This window comes from Streptococcus mitis, assembly GCF_946190285.1.
GTDB classification, from domain to species: Bacteria; Bacillota; Bacilli; order Lactobacillales; family Streptococcaceae; genus Streptococcus; species Streptococcus mitis_CP.
Map to the genome: position 1 here is coordinate 18351 of NZ_CAMHZX010000004.1, position 17848 is coordinate 36198.

23 protein-coding genes are annotated in these 17848 nt (G+C 42.0%); all 23 read right to left on the bottom strand.

What is annotated here, in order from left to right:
* Positions 1–18 precede the first annotated feature (18 nt).
* Positions 19–2670 carry a valine--tRNA ligase gene (locus tag N8L39_RS06305; protein WP_261010491.1) on the bottom strand — a complete coding sequence of 884 codons (2652 nt, stop codon included), beginning with the start codon at positions 2668–2670 and terminating at the stop codon, positions 19–21.
* On the bottom strand, positions 2663–3241 hold the full coding sequence (locus tag N8L39_RS06310) for an AAA family ATPase (protein WP_261010490.1): 579 nt from the start codon (positions 3239–3241) through the stop codon (positions 2663–2665). The genes N8L39_RS06305 and N8L39_RS06310 overlap by 8 nt, the downstream gene beginning before the upstream one ends.
* On the bottom strand, positions 3241–3801 hold the full coding sequence (locus N8L39_RS06315; RefSeq protein ID WP_261010489.1) for a GNAT family N-acetyltransferase: 561 nt from the start codon (positions 3799–3801) through the stop codon (positions 3241–3243). The genes N8L39_RS06310 and N8L39_RS06315 overlap by 1 nt, the downstream gene beginning before the upstream one ends.
* Positions 3788–4366 (bottom strand): flavin reductase family protein, encoded by a 579-nt coding sequence (locus N8L39_RS06320; protein WP_261010488.1) that lies wholly within the window; start codon positions 4364–4366, stop codon positions 3788–3790. The genes N8L39_RS06315 and N8L39_RS06320 overlap by 14 nt, the downstream gene beginning before the upstream one ends.
* Positions 4367–4649: 283 nt before the next feature.
* A complete protein-coding gene (locus N8L39_RS06325) occupies positions 4650–5045 on the bottom strand; it encodes a helix-hairpin-helix domain-containing protein (RefSeq protein WP_000038635.1) in 396 nt (131 codons plus the stop codon).
* Positions 5046–5140: 95 nt separating this feature from the next.
* A complete protein-coding gene (locus N8L39_RS06330; RefSeq protein ID WP_000119706.1) occupies positions 5141–5395 on the bottom strand; it encodes a DUF1912 family protein in 255 nt (84 codons plus the stop codon).
* Positions 5396–5404: 9 nt separating this feature from the next.
* A complete protein-coding gene (locus N8L39_RS06335) occupies positions 5405–6739 on the bottom strand; it encodes a DUF438 domain-containing protein (RefSeq protein WP_261010487.1) in 1335 nt (444 codons plus the stop codon).
* The gene (locus N8L39_RS06340; RefSeq protein WP_000368739.1) at positions 6739–6972 is read right to left on the bottom strand and encodes a DUF1858 domain-containing protein; all 234 of its coding nucleotides are present in this window, start codon (positions 6970–6972) and stop codon (positions 6739–6741) included. The genes N8L39_RS06335 and N8L39_RS06340 overlap by 1 nt, the downstream gene beginning before the upstream one ends.
* A 265-nt stretch (positions 6973–7237) precedes the next feature.
* Entirely contained in the window at positions 7238–7420 is a 183-nt protein-coding gene (locus N8L39_RS06345; protein WP_060627115.1) for a hypothetical protein, read from the bottom strand.
* 207 nt (positions 7421–7627) lie between these two features.
* Complete coding sequence (rbfA, locus tag N8L39_RS06350) at positions 7628–7978, bottom strand: 30S ribosome-binding factor RbfA (protein ID WP_261010486.1); 351 nt, start codon at positions 7976–7978, stop codon at positions 7628–7630.
* A gap of 165 nt (positions 7979–8143) precedes the next feature.
* The gene (gene infB / locus N8L39_RS06355) at positions 8144–10945 is read right to left on the bottom strand and encodes a translation initiation factor IF-2 (RefSeq protein WP_261010485.1); all 2802 of its coding nucleotides are present in this window, start codon (positions 10943–10945) and stop codon (positions 8144–8146) included.
* Between the two features lie 16 nt (positions 10946–10961).
* On the bottom strand, positions 10962–11261 hold the full coding sequence (locus N8L39_RS06360; protein WP_261010484.1) for a YlxQ-related RNA-binding protein: 300 nt from the start codon (positions 11259–11261) through the stop codon (positions 10962–10964).
* Positions 11254–11547, bottom strand: a complete 294-nt coding sequence (gene rnpM, locus N8L39_RS06365) for an RNase P modulator RnpM (protein ID WP_000857562.1) — start codon at positions 11545–11547, stop codon at positions 11254–11256. The genes N8L39_RS06360 and rnpM overlap by 8 nt, the downstream gene beginning before the upstream one ends.
* Positions 11548–11568: 21 nt before the next feature.
* Complete coding sequence (gene nusA / locus N8L39_RS06370; RefSeq protein ID WP_061087610.1) at positions 11569–12705, bottom strand: transcription termination factor NusA; 1137 nt, start codon at positions 12703–12705, stop codon at positions 11569–11571.
* Positions 12706–12748: 43 nt separating this feature from the next.
* Positions 12749–13228, bottom strand: a complete 480-nt coding sequence (gene rimP / locus N8L39_RS06375) for a ribosome maturation factor RimP (protein WP_261010483.1) — start codon at positions 13226–13228, stop codon at positions 12749–12751.
* 125 nt (positions 13229–13353) lie between these two features.
* Positions 13354–13989, bottom strand: a complete 636-nt coding sequence (trmB, locus tag N8L39_RS06380; RefSeq protein WP_001266094.1) for a tRNA (guanosine(46)-N7)-methyltransferase TrmB — start codon at positions 13987–13989, stop codon at positions 13354–13356.
* Complete coding sequence (gene ccrZ / locus N8L39_RS06385) at positions 13986–14780, bottom strand: cell cycle regulator CcrZ (RefSeq protein WP_000362999.1); 795 nt, start codon at positions 14778–14780, stop codon at positions 13986–13988. The genes trmB and ccrZ overlap by 4 nt, the downstream gene beginning before the upstream one ends.
* 160 nt (positions 14781–14940) lie before the next feature.
* Entirely contained in the window at positions 14941–15552 is a 612-nt protein-coding gene (locus tag N8L39_RS06390; RefSeq protein ID WP_261010482.1) for a CPBP family intramembrane glutamic endopeptidase, read from the bottom strand.
* A 161-nt stretch (positions 15553–15713) separates the two neighbouring features.
* Positions 15714–16325: a CPBP family intramembrane glutamic endopeptidase gene (locus tag N8L39_RS06395; protein WP_261010481.1), complete on the bottom strand. Its 612-nt coding sequence runs from the start codon at positions 16323–16325 to the stop codon at positions 15714–15716.
* Positions 16326–16355: 30 nt separating this feature from the next.
* Positions 16356–16604, bottom strand: a complete 249-nt coding sequence (gene blpZ / locus N8L39_RS06400) for an immunity protein BlpZ (protein WP_261010480.1) — start codon at positions 16602–16604, stop codon at positions 16356–16358.
* A gap of 36 nt (positions 16605–16640) precedes the next feature.
* Positions 16641–17024, bottom strand: coding sequence for an immunity protein (locus tag N8L39_RS06405; RefSeq protein WP_261010479.1), 384 nt, complete (start codon positions 17022–17024; stop codon positions 16641–16643).
* Between the two features lie 71 nt (positions 17025–17095).
* On the bottom strand, positions 17096–17500 hold the full coding sequence (locus N8L39_RS06410) for an immunity protein (protein ID WP_261010478.1): 405 nt from the start codon (positions 17498–17500) through the stop codon (positions 17096–17098).
* Positions 17497–17661, bottom strand: coding sequence for a hypothetical protein (locus tag N8L39_RS06415; RefSeq protein WP_083320495.1), 165 nt, complete (start codon positions 17659–17661; stop codon positions 17497–17499). The genes N8L39_RS06410 and N8L39_RS06415 overlap by 4 nt, the downstream gene beginning before the upstream one ends.
* Positions 17662–17848: the final 187 nt, after the last annotated feature.

Consider the following 17848-nt stretch of genomic DNA (forward strand, 5'->3'; position numbering starts at 1 on the left):
AATCTGCTTAAAGCTTCTTTATTTCACGAGTTTCTTCATCTCATCAATACGTGCGACTGTCGCATCGTATTTTGCTTGGTAGTCGGCTTGTTTGTCGCGTTCTTTTTGGACGACTTCTGGTTTGGCATTGGCTACGAAGCGTTCGTTAGAGAGCTTCTTACCGACCATATCCAGTTCTTTTTGCCATTTAGCCAGCTCCTTGTCGAGACGAGCTAATTCTTCTTCGACATTGAGGAGGTCAGCGAGTGGCAAGTAGATTTCTGCTCCTGTGATGACGCTTGACATTGCGAGTTCAGGTGCAGGAATAGTTGATGCGATTTCCAAGTGTTCTGGATTTGTGAAGCGTTTAATGTAGTTGACATTGCTGTTAAAGAAGGCTTCCAAGTCGCTATCGCTTGTCTTAACAAGGATAGTGATTGGTTTGCTTGGTGCTACGTTTACTTCAGCACGCGCATTACGAACAGCACGAATCAAGTCTTTGAGGCTTTCTACACCAGTGTGGGCCACAAGGTCTTCAAAGGCTGGGTTAACAGTTGGGTATTCTGCTGTAACGATAGAGCCTTCTGAGATTTGTCCAAAGATTTCCTCTGTCACAAATGGCATGATTGGGTGAAGGAGACGAAGGATCTTGTCCAAAGTGTAAAGGAGAACAGAACGTGTGATAACTTTCTCTTCTTCATTTTCGCTATAAAGGACTTCCTTAGTCAATTCAACATACCAGTCCGCAAACTCATCCCAGATAAAGTTGTAAAGGATATGTCCAGCTACACCAAACTCAAACTTGTCAAAGTTTTCAGTGACTTTGCCGATCGTTTCATTGAGGTTGTGGAGAATCCAGCGGTCTGTGACATTTCCAGCTTCCTTGTTGACAACTTTTTCCACATTGGCAGTTGCTTGCTCAAGGGTCAAACCTTCATTATTCATGAGGATATAACGAGAGATGTTCCAGATTTTGTTAATAAAGTTCCATGAAGCATCCATTTTCTCATAAGAGAAACGCACGTCTTGCCCTGGTGCAGAACCGTTTGAAAGGAACCAACGAAGGCTATCTGTTCCGTACTTATCAATAACATCCATTGGATCAATCCCGTTACCGAGAGATTTCGACATCTTGCGTCCTTGCTCATCACGAATGAGACCATGAATCAAGGCATTTTTGAATGGCGACTTGCCAGTAAATTCCAAACCTTGGAAAATCATTCGAGATACCCAGAACGGGATAATATCATAACCAGTCACCAAAGTTGACGTTGGATAATAACGTTTGAAGTCTGCTGAGTCGACATCCGGCCAGCCCATGGTAGAGAATGGCCAAAGAGCCGAACTGAACCACGTATCCAAGACGTCTTCGTCCTGAGTCCAACCGTCACCTTCTGGAGCTTCTTCGCCGACATATATTTCACCCTCAGCATTGTACCAAGCAGGGATTTGGTGACCCCACCAGAGCTGACGAGAGATTACCCAGTCATGGACATTTTCCATCCATTGAAGGAAGGTATCGTTGAAACGAGGTGGGTAGAATTCTACCTTGTCATCTGTGTCTTGGTTGGCAATAGCATTTTTGGCCAATTGGTCCATCTTGACGAACCACTGAGTAGACAAGCGTGGCTCAACTACGACACCTGTACGTTCTGAGTGACCAACACTGTGGACACGTTTTTCGATTTTAACGAGGGCACCGATTTCTTCCAACTTAGCAACGACTGCCTTACGAGCTTCGAAACGGTCCATACCTGCAAATTCAAAGGCCAAGTCATTCATAGTACCGTCGTCGTTCATGACGTTGACTTGCGGCAAGTTGTGGCGTTGACCAACCAAGAAGTCGTTTGGATCGTGGGCAGGCGTGATTTTCACGACACCTGTACCAAACTCAGGGTCGGCGTGCTCATCCCCAACGATTGGGATTAATTTATTAGCAATTGGAAGGATGACGTTTTTTCCGATCAAGTCCTTGTAGCGTGAATCTTCTGGATTGACCGCAACCGCAACGTCCCCAAACATAGTCTCAGGACGAGTTGTGGCAACTTCAAGGGCGCGTGAACCGTCTTCCAGCATATAGTTCATGTGGTAGAAGGCACCTTCTACGTCCTTGTGGATAACCTCGATATCAGAAAGGGCTGTGCGAGCTGCTGGGTCCCAGTTGATAATAAATTCACCTCGGTAGATCCAACCTTTCTTGTAAAGGTCCACAAAGACCTTACGAACAGCTTTTGACAAACCTTCGTCAAGAGTGAAACGCTCACGAGAGTAGTCTACAGAGAGCCCCATCTTGCCCCATTGTTCCTTGATAGTTGTCGCATATTCGTCTTTCCATTCCCAGACCTTGTCGAGGAATTTTTCACGACCTAGGTCATAACGCGTAATACCCTCACCACGCAAGCGCTCCTCAACCTTAGCCTGAGTTGCAATACCCGCGTGGTCCATACCTGGAAGCCAAAGGGTATCAAAACCTTGCATCCGTTTTTGACGGATAATGATATCCTGCAAAGTCGTATCCCAAGCGTGACCAAGGTGAAGCTTACCAGTTACATTTGGTGGTGGAATGACGATTGAATAAGGCTTAGCCTTTTGATCGCCTGAAGGCTTGAAAACATCCGCATCAAGCCATTTTTGGTAACGACCAGCCTCAACTTCGGCTGGATTGTATTTAGGTGAAAGTTCTTTAGACATGTGTTTGTCCTTTCTCTATTGTATTCATTTTATTTTGAATTTGCTTAGCAACTTCTTCTGCAGACAAATTCGTATTATTTATTTTAAAGTAGTGGTGCAACTCATTCGGTTGATGTTGGGAATTTAATTGAAGTGTTTCAGCTGTATCTAAAATTTCTCTTTCAGATACCTCAATATGTCGTTTTAAGGGTTTGTGCATTAATCGATTCTCCGTTCGATTTCGATGTAAGCGCTCCTCAAGACTTGTTTCCAACTCCACAAAAAGAATCTCTTGATGATAGTCATCCAACAAATCCTGAATTTGCTTCAAATACAGCAGCTGGTACTGATTTGAAAAATCAATTACGTCTGTTAAAATTACTGATCGCTGATTTCTTGCACTTGCTCCAAGGAAAGAAAAGGTAATTCCACGAACAAATTCCCACATCTCCTCTGTATAATCCTGATAGATTTCTAGTGCAAAATCGATGGCTTGATGGTTATAAAAGAGGGTAGCATCTGTCAGTCGAGATAACTCTTGACCAATCGTCATTTTCCCTGAGGCCGGAGCACCAATGATGAAAAGATGCATCAAATTACCTCCCACTCACTTCTCAGCAAACCATATATCAGACTGTCACAGTGGTTTCCTTGAACATCTTTACGGTATCGGATACGAGCTTCGAGGGTAAATCCAAGTTTTTCTGCGACTCGTTTACTTTGGAGATTGTAACCAAGGCAAGTCAGCTCAATCTTATGAAGCTCCAGTTCTTTAAATCCTAAGTCAATCAAAGTACGCACTGCTTCTGGTACATAGCCTCGACCCCAATAATCTGGATGCAAAGTATAGCCAAGCTCTAGCACATCATCCGCATGGCGATGGTTGAAATCAACAGAACCAATGACTTTATCGGTTCCTTTGACAACAATCCCGTAGCCTGCTGGGAGATTTTCCTTTTGATTACGCTCAGGAAGGATATGCTCCAGATAATAAATCTCATCTTCCAAGGTCTTGACAGGTGGAAAACCTGCTGGGTAAGAAACTTCTGGACGACTAGCATAATCAAAGATATCCTCAGCATCAGCGACTGTCCGGACTCGTAAAACGAGACGTTCGGTTTCTAATCGTTCTGGTAATTCAGCTCTTGACATCCTTCGTCCTCGCTTTCTTGATGAAGCTTCCCATGGGATTGACTCGGTCATCTAGATAACGGTAAACGCGCTGGTGCCCGTCCCCCATAAAGTAAGTCGGCGCAAAACGGTCATTTTTAAAATGTCCCTTATCATCCAAGAGGTCAGGATTAGCCAGTCGGTCCAGAATCTTAGCAAAGATATGGCAGATTCCATCTTCTTCGATAATCCGATCCACTTGGCAATCCAAAACAACTGGACAAAACTCCAAAATCGGAGCATGAGTCCGTTCAGAAATCTCGTAGTCTAGCCCCAGGTGTTTCAATTTCTCTCGATGACTGATAAAACCAGCCTGCTCCATCTCGAGCATGAGATTTTCATCAGGGATATTCACGGTGAACTTTTGATAATGCTTAATCTGATCAGCCGCATTTTCCTCAGAACCAACACCGATAACTAGCCAATCTCCCAAGCTATAAGAGGAGCTACAGGTCGTAATATTGTGTCTAAAATTCTGGTCCTGATACCCCAAAATGAAGATAGGAAAGCCATAGTAAAGTTTACTTGTGTTAAAAGATTGCTTCATAACAACCTCCTTTGACCAAAACGAAAAAGAAAAGCCCTGCCATCTACATGACAGGGACGAATGTATTTATCCGCGGTACCACCCAATTTCGGGCAGTTGCCCGCAACTCTCGTCTTTAAAACAAAAAGACACTTTTATTTCAAATTTTCATCCATTAGCAACCAGTTTTGACACATTTGTGGACTTCTCAGCACCGCCACTTTCTGTAAAATGTGGGATTCAAAACACCTCTAATGGCTCTATTGTAGCAAGATTTTGACGGAAATGCAAGGCACAAGAAAGATTACTTGAACTTGATACCATTTTCTTTCAATTTCTTGATGGTGGCTGGGCCGATTCCTTTCAAAGCAAGGAGTTCTTTTTCAGTCCAGTTTTTGAAATCTGAAGCAGACTTAATTCCTTCATCATAGAAAGTTTTGGCACGGTCAAGTGGAAGTCCACCCAAGTTTGCTGCAAAATCTTCTACAGAATTGGCTACTTTTTGAGCTTGTTCTTTAGTAGCTTCTACTGCTTGTTCAACTTTTTTAGAAACAGCCTTACCAGCTTGGCTTGCTGACTGTTCTGCACGTTTTACGACTTTTTTTGTCTCTTCTACAACCTTAGTCACAGTACTTGAAAAAGCACCTGCACGACGGAGGCTATTTCGTAATTGTTTTTTACGATTGAGTTTCTTTGACATGATAAAATCCTTTCAATAAAAAACCCCTGTTTTGACAAGGATTTAATATAAATATTCTATCAAGATTTTAGTAAAAAATCAAGAATCTATCTCGTTTAATAATTTCGCTCACCGAATAAGCCATCTGGCAAATCATGGAATCCCTTGCCTGCTTTGAAGTTTTCAAACTTACCCAGCAAGAACTGATAAGCATCCAAGCGGCTTTCGTAGCGAATCATGGCATCTTTGGCACGCTCGTCCTGGTCTTCTTCGTAGACTTTTTGGCTTTCCTTGTGCGCCATGTCGTTGATCATGATTTGGGTATTGACCCAGGCTTCAAATTCCTTCATAAATTCTTGTTCGTAACTCATTTTTTCTCCTTATTCTAATCCACGGAAATAGTCCGTGTCAATCTCACGGTAGGGTTGAATATCCTGAACGTATTCCAGCACACCTTGGAATTCCCCATCTTCATCGTGCACTGCAGCGTAGGTGATGTGGACAAACTTACCTCGCGACTCAGACTTGAACCACATTTCATACTTATCTTTGCTTCCTTCACGAAGCCCCTTCATGATGGTCTTGACCTTGTCCAAGTACTTAGGTGGATGGCAGAGTTCGACATTGCGCCCAACTTGGGACGGCGTCCGTTTGAAAATCATCTCATCAGCTGGCGTATTGTCATTATAATACTGGAAAATATCATCTTTATTGACAAAGGTAATCTCCATGGGGAGGTGATTGAGGATGAGATTGGCCTGCTCGACTGAAAGATAGCCATTGCCAAAAGCCTGCTGACTATGACGGTCCAGCACTGTTTCCTTTTCCTTAGGGGTAAAGGTAATAGTAAACTGTCCTTCTGGCGTATCGATAACCTGCTGAACTTGACCCTCTGCCGTATCTAGCTGTAAAGGCTCCTCTTCACTCTTTTCCTCAACAAAACTCTGGCGTTCTGGCACCCATTTCTCAGACGGACGGATGATGGCATAACCATAGGCATCGCTCTCCTCCGCAATCTGAAGCCAGTCATCCTGAGTAAAGGACTCAAGTAGAATCATGAGAAGAATGGACTCTTCCTTGAAAATCATACTTTCAAACTCTGTCGCAAAAGCTTCAAAATCTTCCTTTACAGTGGAAATCGGCACTTCAGGTAGTGACTTAGCTGTCATTAGAGCTGTTTGAAAGAGTTCCCTGATCTGATCATCCACTCCCCACATAACTTTTGGAGGTGAATCGTGTCCATAGCGCTCCATGATAGGGAAGAAGAGCTCTTCTTTACGTTGGTAATGGATATCAAATTGCCCCACAAGTCCCATCTGACGCACCAACCCCTTACGCATCTCCGCCAGCATTTCCTCATCTTCCATAGACTCATAGGTATCTAACAGTCTCCGAATGCGAATCAAAGCTGCACGGAGAGCCAGATTTTCTTCCTTGAAAATCCGAACTGGGTGACCTGGGTGCTCAGTATCTGCAACTTCGACATCCTTAACAGCATTTTTAAAAAGATTGGCATGAACATCACAGAGTTCCATGACATCTTCAAAGGTGACGCCCGAGTCTGAGTTCATCAATTCGTGCTCCATGAGGGAAATCTCTATGGCTGAAACGCCTGTAAAGGTCGCATCAAAACGCTCCTGAACCGACTCAGGAGAGGCACCATTATGCAATTCTAACAAAATATCCCGCAGGACATGAATCCGTTCATCTGCCATTAGTCTAACCCAATCACTTCGTAGCCGTTTGCTTCCAGCGTGCGGACAATCTTGTCCATAGGAGTTCCTTCAAGCTTAGAACCCTGTTTGAGCGATACTTTACGACCAACTGTGTTGCGCATTAAGGGATTGGCAAGGGGTTTAAAACCCAACTCCACTAGGATTTCCAATACTTCTGGATGCTTATCCACCACTTCTGCAACAGGAATTGACACATCGATGATATTATCCATGACGACCTCCATTGTATGTTCTAAAATGATTTTACTGCTTTTATTATACCACAAGGAAAGAGATTAAAAAACTAGCAGTAGAGTTCCTGCTAGTTCTCTGCGACTTGGATTAGCATCTAAATAAGCTTAAAGAGCCAATCCAATATTTTAAATAATAGCTTGTAAAACAGCAATTGGACTGCAAAAGAGATGATCATCCAAAAGAATTTCAAAATCCCAATAATCGGTTTAATAAAAATAATGGCAAGAATTGTCCAGAAAAATTTCATTCTCTCTCCTCTGGCTTGATGAGCCACCGAGCCGTATCCATTAACTTGTCTGCAATAAAGAGTTTCCCAAAACCGACAACGGCATTATCATCTTTCTTTATCGTTTTCATTACTTTTACACCTTGCACGGTCAAAAAGTAATTCCCGTAAGTTTTAGCTAGAGTTTTTATAAGTCCCATATTATCTTCCCTCGTTTAACTACACTTTCAAAATATTGACGATACCAGTCTTGCTGGCTATTTCTGTGAAATTTACTCTTTTCATTTCCTATAATATCATACAAGTTGAATTTTATAAAGCTTTTTAATAATGTTTAACTCTGGAAAGATTCTGCCAGCATGTTTATTGCCTTTTCCTCCACCAAAAAAGAGGGTTACCCCTCCTTCTTAGTTCTTATCCAGATTGCGTAGCATTTCGTCAATCTTGTTTCCATACTCGATGGACTCGTCTTTGACGAAGGTCAAATCTGGGATTTTGTACAATTTCAAATTGCGACCAAGTTCACGTTTGATAGTACCAGTTGCTTTTTCAAGTCCAATTTGGGCTTTTTGATTCTCCGAAGCAAGGTTACTCAAAATGGTGTAGTAAACCTTGGCAACAGACAAGTCACACAACATCTGAACATCTGTGATGGTCACACCTTGGACACGCGGATCACGGACTTTCTTTTGCAAAATCTCATTGACTTCACGCTTGATTTCCATGCCCACACGGTCCGTACGGAAATGATTTGCCATGATATTCCTTTCTCTACTTTGAACCAAAAGCTAGGCCAGCAGACCTAGCTATTTCTATTAGATAGAGGAACTAGAGCCATTTGAATCTAGGAAACAAGCCTTAGATAGAACTGAAGTTCATCAAGGCGCTGTTGACGACGAGTCAAATGAGCTATCGTTTCTCTATTATCTCTTGATTTCTTCCATGACATACGCCTCAATCACATCATCCATCTTGATATCATTATAGCCGTCAATCATCAATCCACCTTCACGACCGTTTGTAACTTCCTTGACGTCGTCTTTGTAGTGTTTCAAGCTTGCAAGTTCACCGTCATAGATAACGACACCGTCACGGATAACACGGACTTTAGAGTCACGGGTAACCTTACCGTTGATAACCATGAATCCACCGATAGTTCCCACTTTAGATACCTTGAAGGTTTCACGAATAACTGCTTCACCAATAACTTTTTCTTCGAATTCTGGATCAAGCATCCCTTTCATGGCTTCTTCCATCTCTTCGATAACCTTGTAGATAATACTGTGGAGACGGATTTCCACATCGTCAGCTTCTGCTTGTTGACGAGCTTGTGGTGTAGGGCGTACGTTGAAACCAACGATAAAGGCATTTGAAGCTTCCGCAAGGGTTACATCGGATTCGTTGATCGCACCGACTGCAGAGTGAACGATGGTAACTTTAACACCTTCCACATCGATCTTTTGAAGTGAGGCAGAAAGGGCTTCAACAGAACCTTGTACGTCGGCCTTGATGATAACGTTAACTGACTTAAGTTCACCAGCTTTAAGTGTATCAAAGAGGTTTTCAAGGCTGACACGTTGGGTAGCTTGACGTTGTTTCATGAGGGCACGTTTGGCACGCTCTTCACCTGCTGCACGCGCAGATTTTTCATCTTCGTAAACGGCAAAGTGATCACCTGCCATTGGCGCTTCGTTCAAACCTGTGATAGAAACTGGTGTTGATGGACCTGCTACCTTAACACGACGTCCAAGGTCATTAGTCATAGCACGGACACGACCGAAGGTATTTCCGACAACGATCGGGTCTTGAACATTCAAGGTACCTTGTTGAACAAGGAGGGTTGCGACCGCACCTTTTCCTTTATCCAAGCGAGCTTCGATAACTGTACCGATAGCACGCACTGTTGGGTCTGCCTTGAGTTCTTGGATTTCAGCCACAAGAAGGACTGTTTCCAACAATTCTTCGATGTTTTGGTTGAATTTAGCTGAGATTTCAACAAATTCAGAATCTCCACCCCAAGCAGTTGACATAACTCCATGCTCTGCCAATTCACCGATAACGCGTTCTGGGTTGGCACCTGGTTTATCAATCTTGTTGATAGCTACGATAATTGGAACGTTGGCTGCTTTTGAGTGGTTAATGGCTTCAATTGTCTGAGGCATAACCCCGTCATCTGCCGCTACAACCAAGATAGTAATATCTGTAACAGAAGCACCACGCGCACGCATAGATGTAAAGGCCGCGTGTCCCGGTGTATCAAGGAAGGTAATCTTCTTGCCATTTTCCACGATTTGGTAGGCACCGATATGCTGAGTGATACCACCTGCTTCACCTGTCGCAACACGAGAATTACGAAGGGTATCCAATAGGGTTGTTTTACCGTGATCAACGTGTCCCATGATAGTTACAACTGGTGGACGCTCAACCAATTCATCTTCATTGAGATAACCATCTTCGACAAAGAAACGTTCGATATCGGCATTATCCACTTCAACCTTTTGTTTGGCTTCGATACCGTAATCCACCATGAGGAGTTCAATTGTTTCCCCATCCAAGGATTGGTTCTGTGTGGCCATGACACCCATCATGAAAAGTTTCTTAACGATTTCAGCTGGTTCACGTTTGATACGTTTTGCGATTTCCGCAACGGTCATACCATCTGTATATTCAAATTCTGTTGGCAATTCATGGAATTTACGCTCTGTAACAGGTTTTGGAGTCTGATTACGATTGTTCTTGTTATTGCCTTTTTTGTTCTTCTTGTTGTTATTCCAGTTACTATTCTTTTGATTTCTCACTTGATTTTGACTACTTCGATTCTTTTGTTGTTTTCTAGGACCATCTTCTTCGTGATCATAATCGTCACGATTTTTGTCTGGTCGAGCTTGTTTTTTACGACGTGTATCCACTGCAGCTTCTTTTTTCTCAGGGACGACTTCAACCACTGCTTGAACTTGCTGTGCTTGTTGCGCTTGTTCAGCTAACTTAGCCACTTCTTCAAAGATTTCCTCTGGCTCCTTGCGTTTATTAGCTTGAGCCAAGGCTTCTTTGGCAGCCTGAGTCTGTTTGAAACGTTCCTCACTTGAACGTGCATATTCTGCATTTTGCTCTGCTTTTAGGGCTGCTGCACGGGCTTTAAAGTCAACACGTGGAGCCGCTTGATGTGGACGTTTGTCCTCTTGTTGACGGCGCTCATTGCCACGATTTTGCTGACCTTGCTGTTTCTTAGCTTGGTCATTAAAGCGACGATTGTCGCGGTTGCCTTGACCTTGTTTTCCACCATTACGGCCGTCGTTTTTCTGACGGTTTCCGTTTTGTTGTTGGTCACGGTTATTGCCCTTATTTTGCTTGCGTCGTTCTGCCTGTTCTTTGGCACGAGCTTCACGCTCAGCCTTGAAATTACGGCTTTGCGGTTTAGCTGCTGCTTTTTCTGTTTTAGGAGCAACTGGCTCAGCTGCTTTTGCCTCTTCCTTGGCTACAGCTGGTTTAGCTGGCTCAGATTTTTCGGCTTTCTTTTCTGCACCTGCTTTTGGTGCTTCCGGTTTTGCTTCTACTTTCGGAGCAGCTGCAGGCTTAAAGCTGGCAGCGATTTTTGCAGCGACAGCTTCTTCCACACTTGATGAGTGGCTTTTCACATCCAAGCCCAACTCTTTTGCACGCGCTACAACTTCTTTACTTTCTTTTCCAAGTTCTTTTGCGATTTCGTACAATCTTTTCTTAGACAAATCATGTCCTCCTCTTCTATTCCATAAGAGACCTCATTTTCTTTGTAAATCCAGCATCTGTCACAGCCAAAATCTTTCTCGATTTCCCGACTGCTATGCTTAATTCCAGTGTTGAAAACACGGTTACAATTTCTACTTGATAATAATGACTTTTATCTTGAATCTTCTTGGTCAGATTGGGTCCAGCATCATGGGCTAGAAAGACCAACTTGGCCTTGCCGTCTTGAATGGCCTTGACCACCAATTCTTCACCCGATATGATCCGGCCTGCTCGCTGAGCAAGTCCCAAGAGATTGCTTATCTTTTGCTTATTCAAGTCCTAACTCTCTTCTTTTCACTTTGTGATCCACATAAGCGATCAACTCGTCATAAAAGCTTTCTTCCACTTCCATGCTAAAGCTGCGGTTAAAGACCTTCTTCTTTTTCGCCTCTAGGGCTTCTGCATTGTCTAGCTTGATATAAGCGCCGCGGCCATTGGCCTTGCCTGTCGGATCGATAAAGACTTGTCCTTCCTTGTTCTTGACAATGCGGAGCAAATCACGCTTATCAATCACTTCATTGGACACAACAGACTTGCGCAAAGGGATTTTTCTCGTTTTCATCTTTCCCTCCTCTAGCAGCTTTTATTCTTCTACAGTATCGTTTTCTGCTTCCAACTCTACTGAAGCAGCTTCTTCCATGGCTTCAAATTCACTAGCAGACTTGATATCAATACGGTAACCAGTCAAGTGAGCTGCCAAACGAACGTTTTGCCCACGACGACCGATCGCAAGAGAAAGCTTGTTATCAGGAACAACCACCAAGGCACGTTTGCTGTCGTTTTCGTCAAAAATAACTTGGTCAACCTCAGCAGGAGCGATGGCATTGTAGATAAATTCAGCTGGATCTGCTACCCACTCGATAACGTCGATATTTTCTTCGATTGGTACCATGCGATCATTCTTAGCATCGTAGCGAGCTGGGTGGAATTTGCTGGTAATCTTCTTGATATTAGCACCGCCACGTCCAACAATTGTTCCGATAGCATCCACGTTTGGATTATGGCTACGAACGGCAACCTTAGTACGGTCACCAGCTTCACGAGCCACGCTCATGATTTCAACCGTTCCGTCATAAACTTCTGGAATTTCTTGCTCCATCAAGCGTTTAATCATTTCTGGATGGCTACGGCTAACAAAGACGTTGACACCACGAGGGTTGTCTTCAACTTTATAAACGTAAACCTCAATACGGTCGTGGGAAGCAAAAACTTCTCCAGGAATTTGGTCTTGTTTTGACAATTGGGCTTCGATGCTGCCAAGGTTGACATAGATAAAGCGATTGTCGAAACGTTCTACAGTACCAGACATGATTTCTTGCTCATGTTCTTTGTAAGTATTGTAGGTGATGGCACGTGTTTGCTTGCGCATTTTTTCCATGATGGTTTGTTTGGCAGATTGAGCTGCTACACGACCAAACTCAGCAGGTGCTTCTTCAAACTTGATTTTGTCTCCAAGTTCATAGGCTGAATTAATGGCAAGAGCATCTTTCAAGCTGATTTCCAAACGGCTATCAAATACTTCATCAACAACTTCACGAACAGTATAGACTGTAAAGTCGCCTGTTTTTTCGTTGAAGTCAATAGCTACGCTGTCTGATTGACCATAGCGTCTGCGATAAGCGGAACGAAGCGACTCTACTACTGCGTCGATGATATCTTCTTTTTTGATTCCCTTGTCTTCTTCCAAAATGCGGAAGGCCTCTAGCATTTCTTTACTCATGTTTTCTTCACTTTTGAATCCTCAAAAGCTATCCTTTCTTTTTCTATAATTTAACTGCTAAACGTGCTTTTGATACTAAACTGTATGGAATTTGGACAGTTTTCTTACGCGTCTTGTCCATATATTCCATGGTCAACTCGTCCTCTTCGAAGGCCAACAAGGTTCCTTCAAAGACCTTTTGCTTATCGATGGCTTGGTAGAGCCCGACATGGATGTATTTCCCAACCGCTCCAGCGACGGCATCCTTGGTTTTCAAAGGGCGTTCCAAGCCTGGACTGGTAATTTCTAGGAAATATTGTTCTGGGAAGGGATCTGGCTTGATGGTGTCTAGGACAGGACTGATAATTTCTGTCAAGTCTGCCGTGTCGTTCAAGGTAATTCCTTCAGGTTTATCTACAAAAATACTGAGAATCATGTCACTGCCAATCTTTCCATACTCGATATCCACGAGTTCGAAAGGCGCTTCTATGACAGGTTCTACAACTTCTCTGACTAATTCTACGATTGTTGCGATTACGTCCACCTCCTCATAAGCAAGAGGCGAAGATATTTCCCCGCCTCACTTTTCATATTCTTACTCTTAGTATAGCACGTTTGCCAATTTATGTAAAGCAAAAGCCCTTATACAGCCAGATTTCAGGCTATTTCTTAAAATTCTGCCTCAACTCGATAGATAACTTGTCCCTTGTTGGAGAATTTTTGCTCGTATTCTGTCATGACATTGCCTTCAAAATCACTGGCATGTAAATCAAGCCAGACACCATTGAGCTTCATGCCATACTGAGAAAAGCTCACTAAACTGTACTCAAACAAGCCACGGTTATCCGTCTTGAAATGAATTTCTCCATTTTCAGGCAAGATACGTTTGAATGTATCCAAGAAGGTCTTGTAGGTCAACCGACGCTTTTCATGGCGTTTTTTAGGCCATGGATCTGAAAAATTCAGATACAAGCGATCGATCTCACCATCTTCAAAATAGTCGGTCAAGTCAGAACCATCTACCCACAAGAGCTTGATATTGGGCACTCCAACTTCAAGAACCTTGTCCAAAGCGTAACTCAAAACAGACTTTTGAATATCAATCCCGATATAGTTAATGTCAGGGTTTTGTTTTGCCATACCTGAAACAAAGGCACCCTTTCCACTTCCAACTTCCACATGAATGGGATTGTCATTGCCAAACAAGTCCCGCCATTTCCCCTTGGCTTCCAAGGGATTGAGGACCACATACTGGGGATTTGCCTCTAGTAATTCTGTCGCCCCTTTACGATTTCTAACTCTCATCTTCTCTTTCCATACTTGTCTCGGAAGTGACGCAAGCCATGGATCTCCCGATTGACATTTTCTAAATCTTGGTTCATATAATACTTGGAAATCTGGCTCAAATAAGACAATTGACCATACCAATACAATTTATTTAATACCGTTTGATTGTACTTGTAACCGTAGTAGGTCAACCATTCCTTCCACTGATGTTCTGGAATATAATGGCAGAGCATGTGAGCTACATCAAACATGCGGTCGGTCAAGCGAACCGAATCCCAATCTACCAAATAAATCAAGCCACTGTCTGTCTCAATCCAATTACTATGTCGTACATCTCCATGGACAATGGTCGCATGGTCCTCTCTAAATCCTGGAATAGTCTGACGTAAATCAGCCATCACTTCACTGATAAAATGATTTTTACGCAAAGCATCTGGAGCCGTTTCTTGCCAAGACTGTAGTAAGTCTACAGGTGTTTCCATGGCATAGCCCAAACGACTCAACTGTGTCATCAAAGGACGTGAGCGATGTAGGCGGGTTAAAATATTGACGATTTGCTTACGATTCATATCATAGGGGGTCAATATCTTGCCTGTCAACCATTCTTGAGCACACATATCACGCCCATCTGCCAAACGGCGACTCCATAATAATTGTGGAGCAATTTGTTCTCTAGCTAGACCAGGTAGGATTGGAGAGGTGTTCATTTTTACAAAGATACGCTTCCCATCAGGATAGCTACCCATATAAGCCTTGCCGCTTTTCCCAGGTATGGGGGTCAGTGTTAGCTCATTATCACCCAAATCCATTTCTTTCCTCCGTATAAAGTTTCCTTACTATTCTACTAGTTTTTAGCCTATTCGTCAACCGCTCCACGCCCGATTCTCAAAGAAAAGCCTCTGGGGTGGCTTGGGTATCATTATAGAAAGAAAAAGGTAAGCAGCGTCTTCTGCTTACCTTTCATGATTTTTATAAATAATATAAGAGTGGCCAAGCATTGTAAAACATGTGAACTAGAGTAGAAACCCATAGGTTTTGACTCTTTTTATAAGCAAAGCCCAGTAACAAGCCCCCAAGTAGATAAAAAATAAACGAAGGGACATTAGAAGGTCCATGCATGAAAGAAAAGAGAGAGGAAGTCAGCACAAGCCCTAACCAAGAATTGTCAAAAACGGCACCTTGAAGAAGGCCTCTGAAAATGAGTTCCTCCTGGATGGGGCCAAAAACTGAGGTAGTCAAAATCAAAGACAGAGAAATTCCTCTGCTGACTTCCGCCAAGTGTTGAACTCCTGCGCCAGAAGAAATAGCGCAGAAATGAATATAAACCATCGTCTCAAGCACACTTAGAAGAAAGATTGCAATGAAAAGTAAAAGTTGTTTCTTGCTTAACATCCCAAAAGAAATCATTTCAAACTTTCTAGCATAAGCAACACTCAGCGAGGTTACTAGAAGACTTACAATAATCAATTCAGATTCATTTTGAAAAAAATCCCCATGGTTAATCGTATAAGGAACTGTAATAACGATTATTAGTACTAAAAATCCAAAGCACAAGGCATGAAATTTATCAAAAAACTCCATAAAACTATCCTCCCCACCAAACTTCCCTACAAGTCATCCTTGAGCTTTAGTCTTTCCAAAACAAACCATTTTATACTCTTCGAAAATCCAATTCAAACCACGTCAACGTCGCCTTGCCGTACTCAAGTACAGCCTGCGGCTAGTTTGTTCTTTGATTTTCATTAAGTATAAGTTAAGAGTGGCAAACTGTTGTAAAACATATGGACTAAAGTGGAGACCCATAGATTTTGGCTCTTTTTATAAGCAAAGCCCAGCAACAAGCCTCCAAGTAGATAATAGAAAAACGAAGGAATATCATAAGGTTCATGCATGAAAGAAAAGAGAGAGGATGTCAACACAAGCCCCAGCCAAGAATTGTCAAAAACCGCACCTTGAAGAATTCCTCTAAACATAAATTCCTCCTGGATAGGTGCCAAAACTGTAGCACTTACAATAAAGGAAATCGAAAGTCCTCTACTAGTCTCCTCAAGATGTTGAGCCGAAGCACCAGAAACAATTGAGAAAAAAGCATGATAGCTAATATTTACCAGTACAGTGAGAAGAAAAATTCCAATGAACAGCAAGAGTTGTTTCCTGCTTAACATCCCCAAAGAAATCATATCAAACCATTTGGCATAGCCAAAACTAAGGAAAAGCAAGAGACTCTTTACAACAATGAATGTGTACTGGTGTTGAAAATAATCTCCTTGATTAATGGAATAACCCGCTGCACCAACGATTGCAAAGACTAAAAATCCCAAAAACAAAGCATGACATTTATTGAAAATGGCCATAAAACTATCCTCCCCACCAAACAAACTTCCCTACAAGTCATCCTTTAGTACTAGTCTTTCCAAAACAAACCATTTTAGTAACCAAAATCCGACCACATAGCCAGCCCCTAAGAAGATAGCCATTAAAGCTAGCATGGAATTTAGGGAATTAAAGACCACAACAGATACAAAGGTTAGCACAAAAACATTAAAGGCAATGGTGTCAGAAGCCAAGACTAGAATATAAGGTGTCAACCAGTCTAAGGTTTTGGAATCTAGGAAAAATAAGTGTTTATACATGATAACCTCCCCTTGTCAAGCTCTACTGCTGTAAGATTAAGAAGACAGTTTGTTCTTTTTAAGGCTAACCCCACTACTAGATAATAGATACATTAAGGCATTAAAGACAATGAAAATATGTCCATAGAATAAAATCAACCTCACATCCAAACCAAGATAAAGTTTGACCATCAAAAAGATGAGCAAAAGAATTTGAAACCATAACGTTTTTCCAAAAATAAATTTAAAGCGGTTTTGAATATCTACTTCCTTGATTTTTACCGCCACCCCTTTATTAGCAAGAAGGAAAACGCCTGCTTCAAACAAGCCACTGTAGAGAACAAGCCACCCAATCGACACATTAGAGATTTGTAAAAATGTCCCTAAAAGAATATTCAACATACTACTCAAGAAAATAACAAGAAATAATCTGTATTTCATATTAAATACCTCCATTCATTTATTTCACGAACGTTTTAATAGAAGCTTCTAATCCAGAAGAGGAAGACAAACTACTTTTTATAATACTTCAAACCCCAAATGAGCAAAAGCATAATAAGCAAGCAGAGAACAGCGCCAATATAGGCAATTAGTTGTTGGTAAGATTCTCCTGCTGTGATACCTCTATACAAACAGATAATAGACATAAAGCCTGTCAAGCCAATATACATGAGTTGATTGGTTCTAGGACTAACCAAATCATCATCTTCAAACTCTCTTATCCTCATCTCCCTAGTGAAGTAAACAGTGACCAAAATAGAAGCCAAGTTAATAACCACTAAAAGAAATTGGAAAACCAAGGAAAAATTTAAAAACTGACGAGATAGAAATAGATAAGTAGAGACAAGCAAGGGCAACTGACCTAGGAACAATCTTGCAAGAAAGATGTTCCGTTTTTTAGCAAGAAAAGTTTTCATTTCTTTGCTCCTTTCTTTTTAGTTAAAGCAAGATAGATCATAACCGCAATCACATAGGCTATGGTATAAAATAGATGATACCAAGCACTCTCCCTAAGCGGATATAGAAAGATAGACATGATCAGATACAAGATGAAAATGACAAGTATTTTTTTCTTCATAAGATTTCCTCCTGAATCTTTGTTGAGCTAGTACCTTTACACTGCTAGTATAGCACTCATTTTGACCTTGGATCATTCAAATCATAAATGGTCATCAAAACATCTTGAATTGTAAAAAATTTAAAAAGCAAGCATGAAAAACATACTTGCCCTGGGGGAACTTGACAATGTGAAAATACAAAATAGA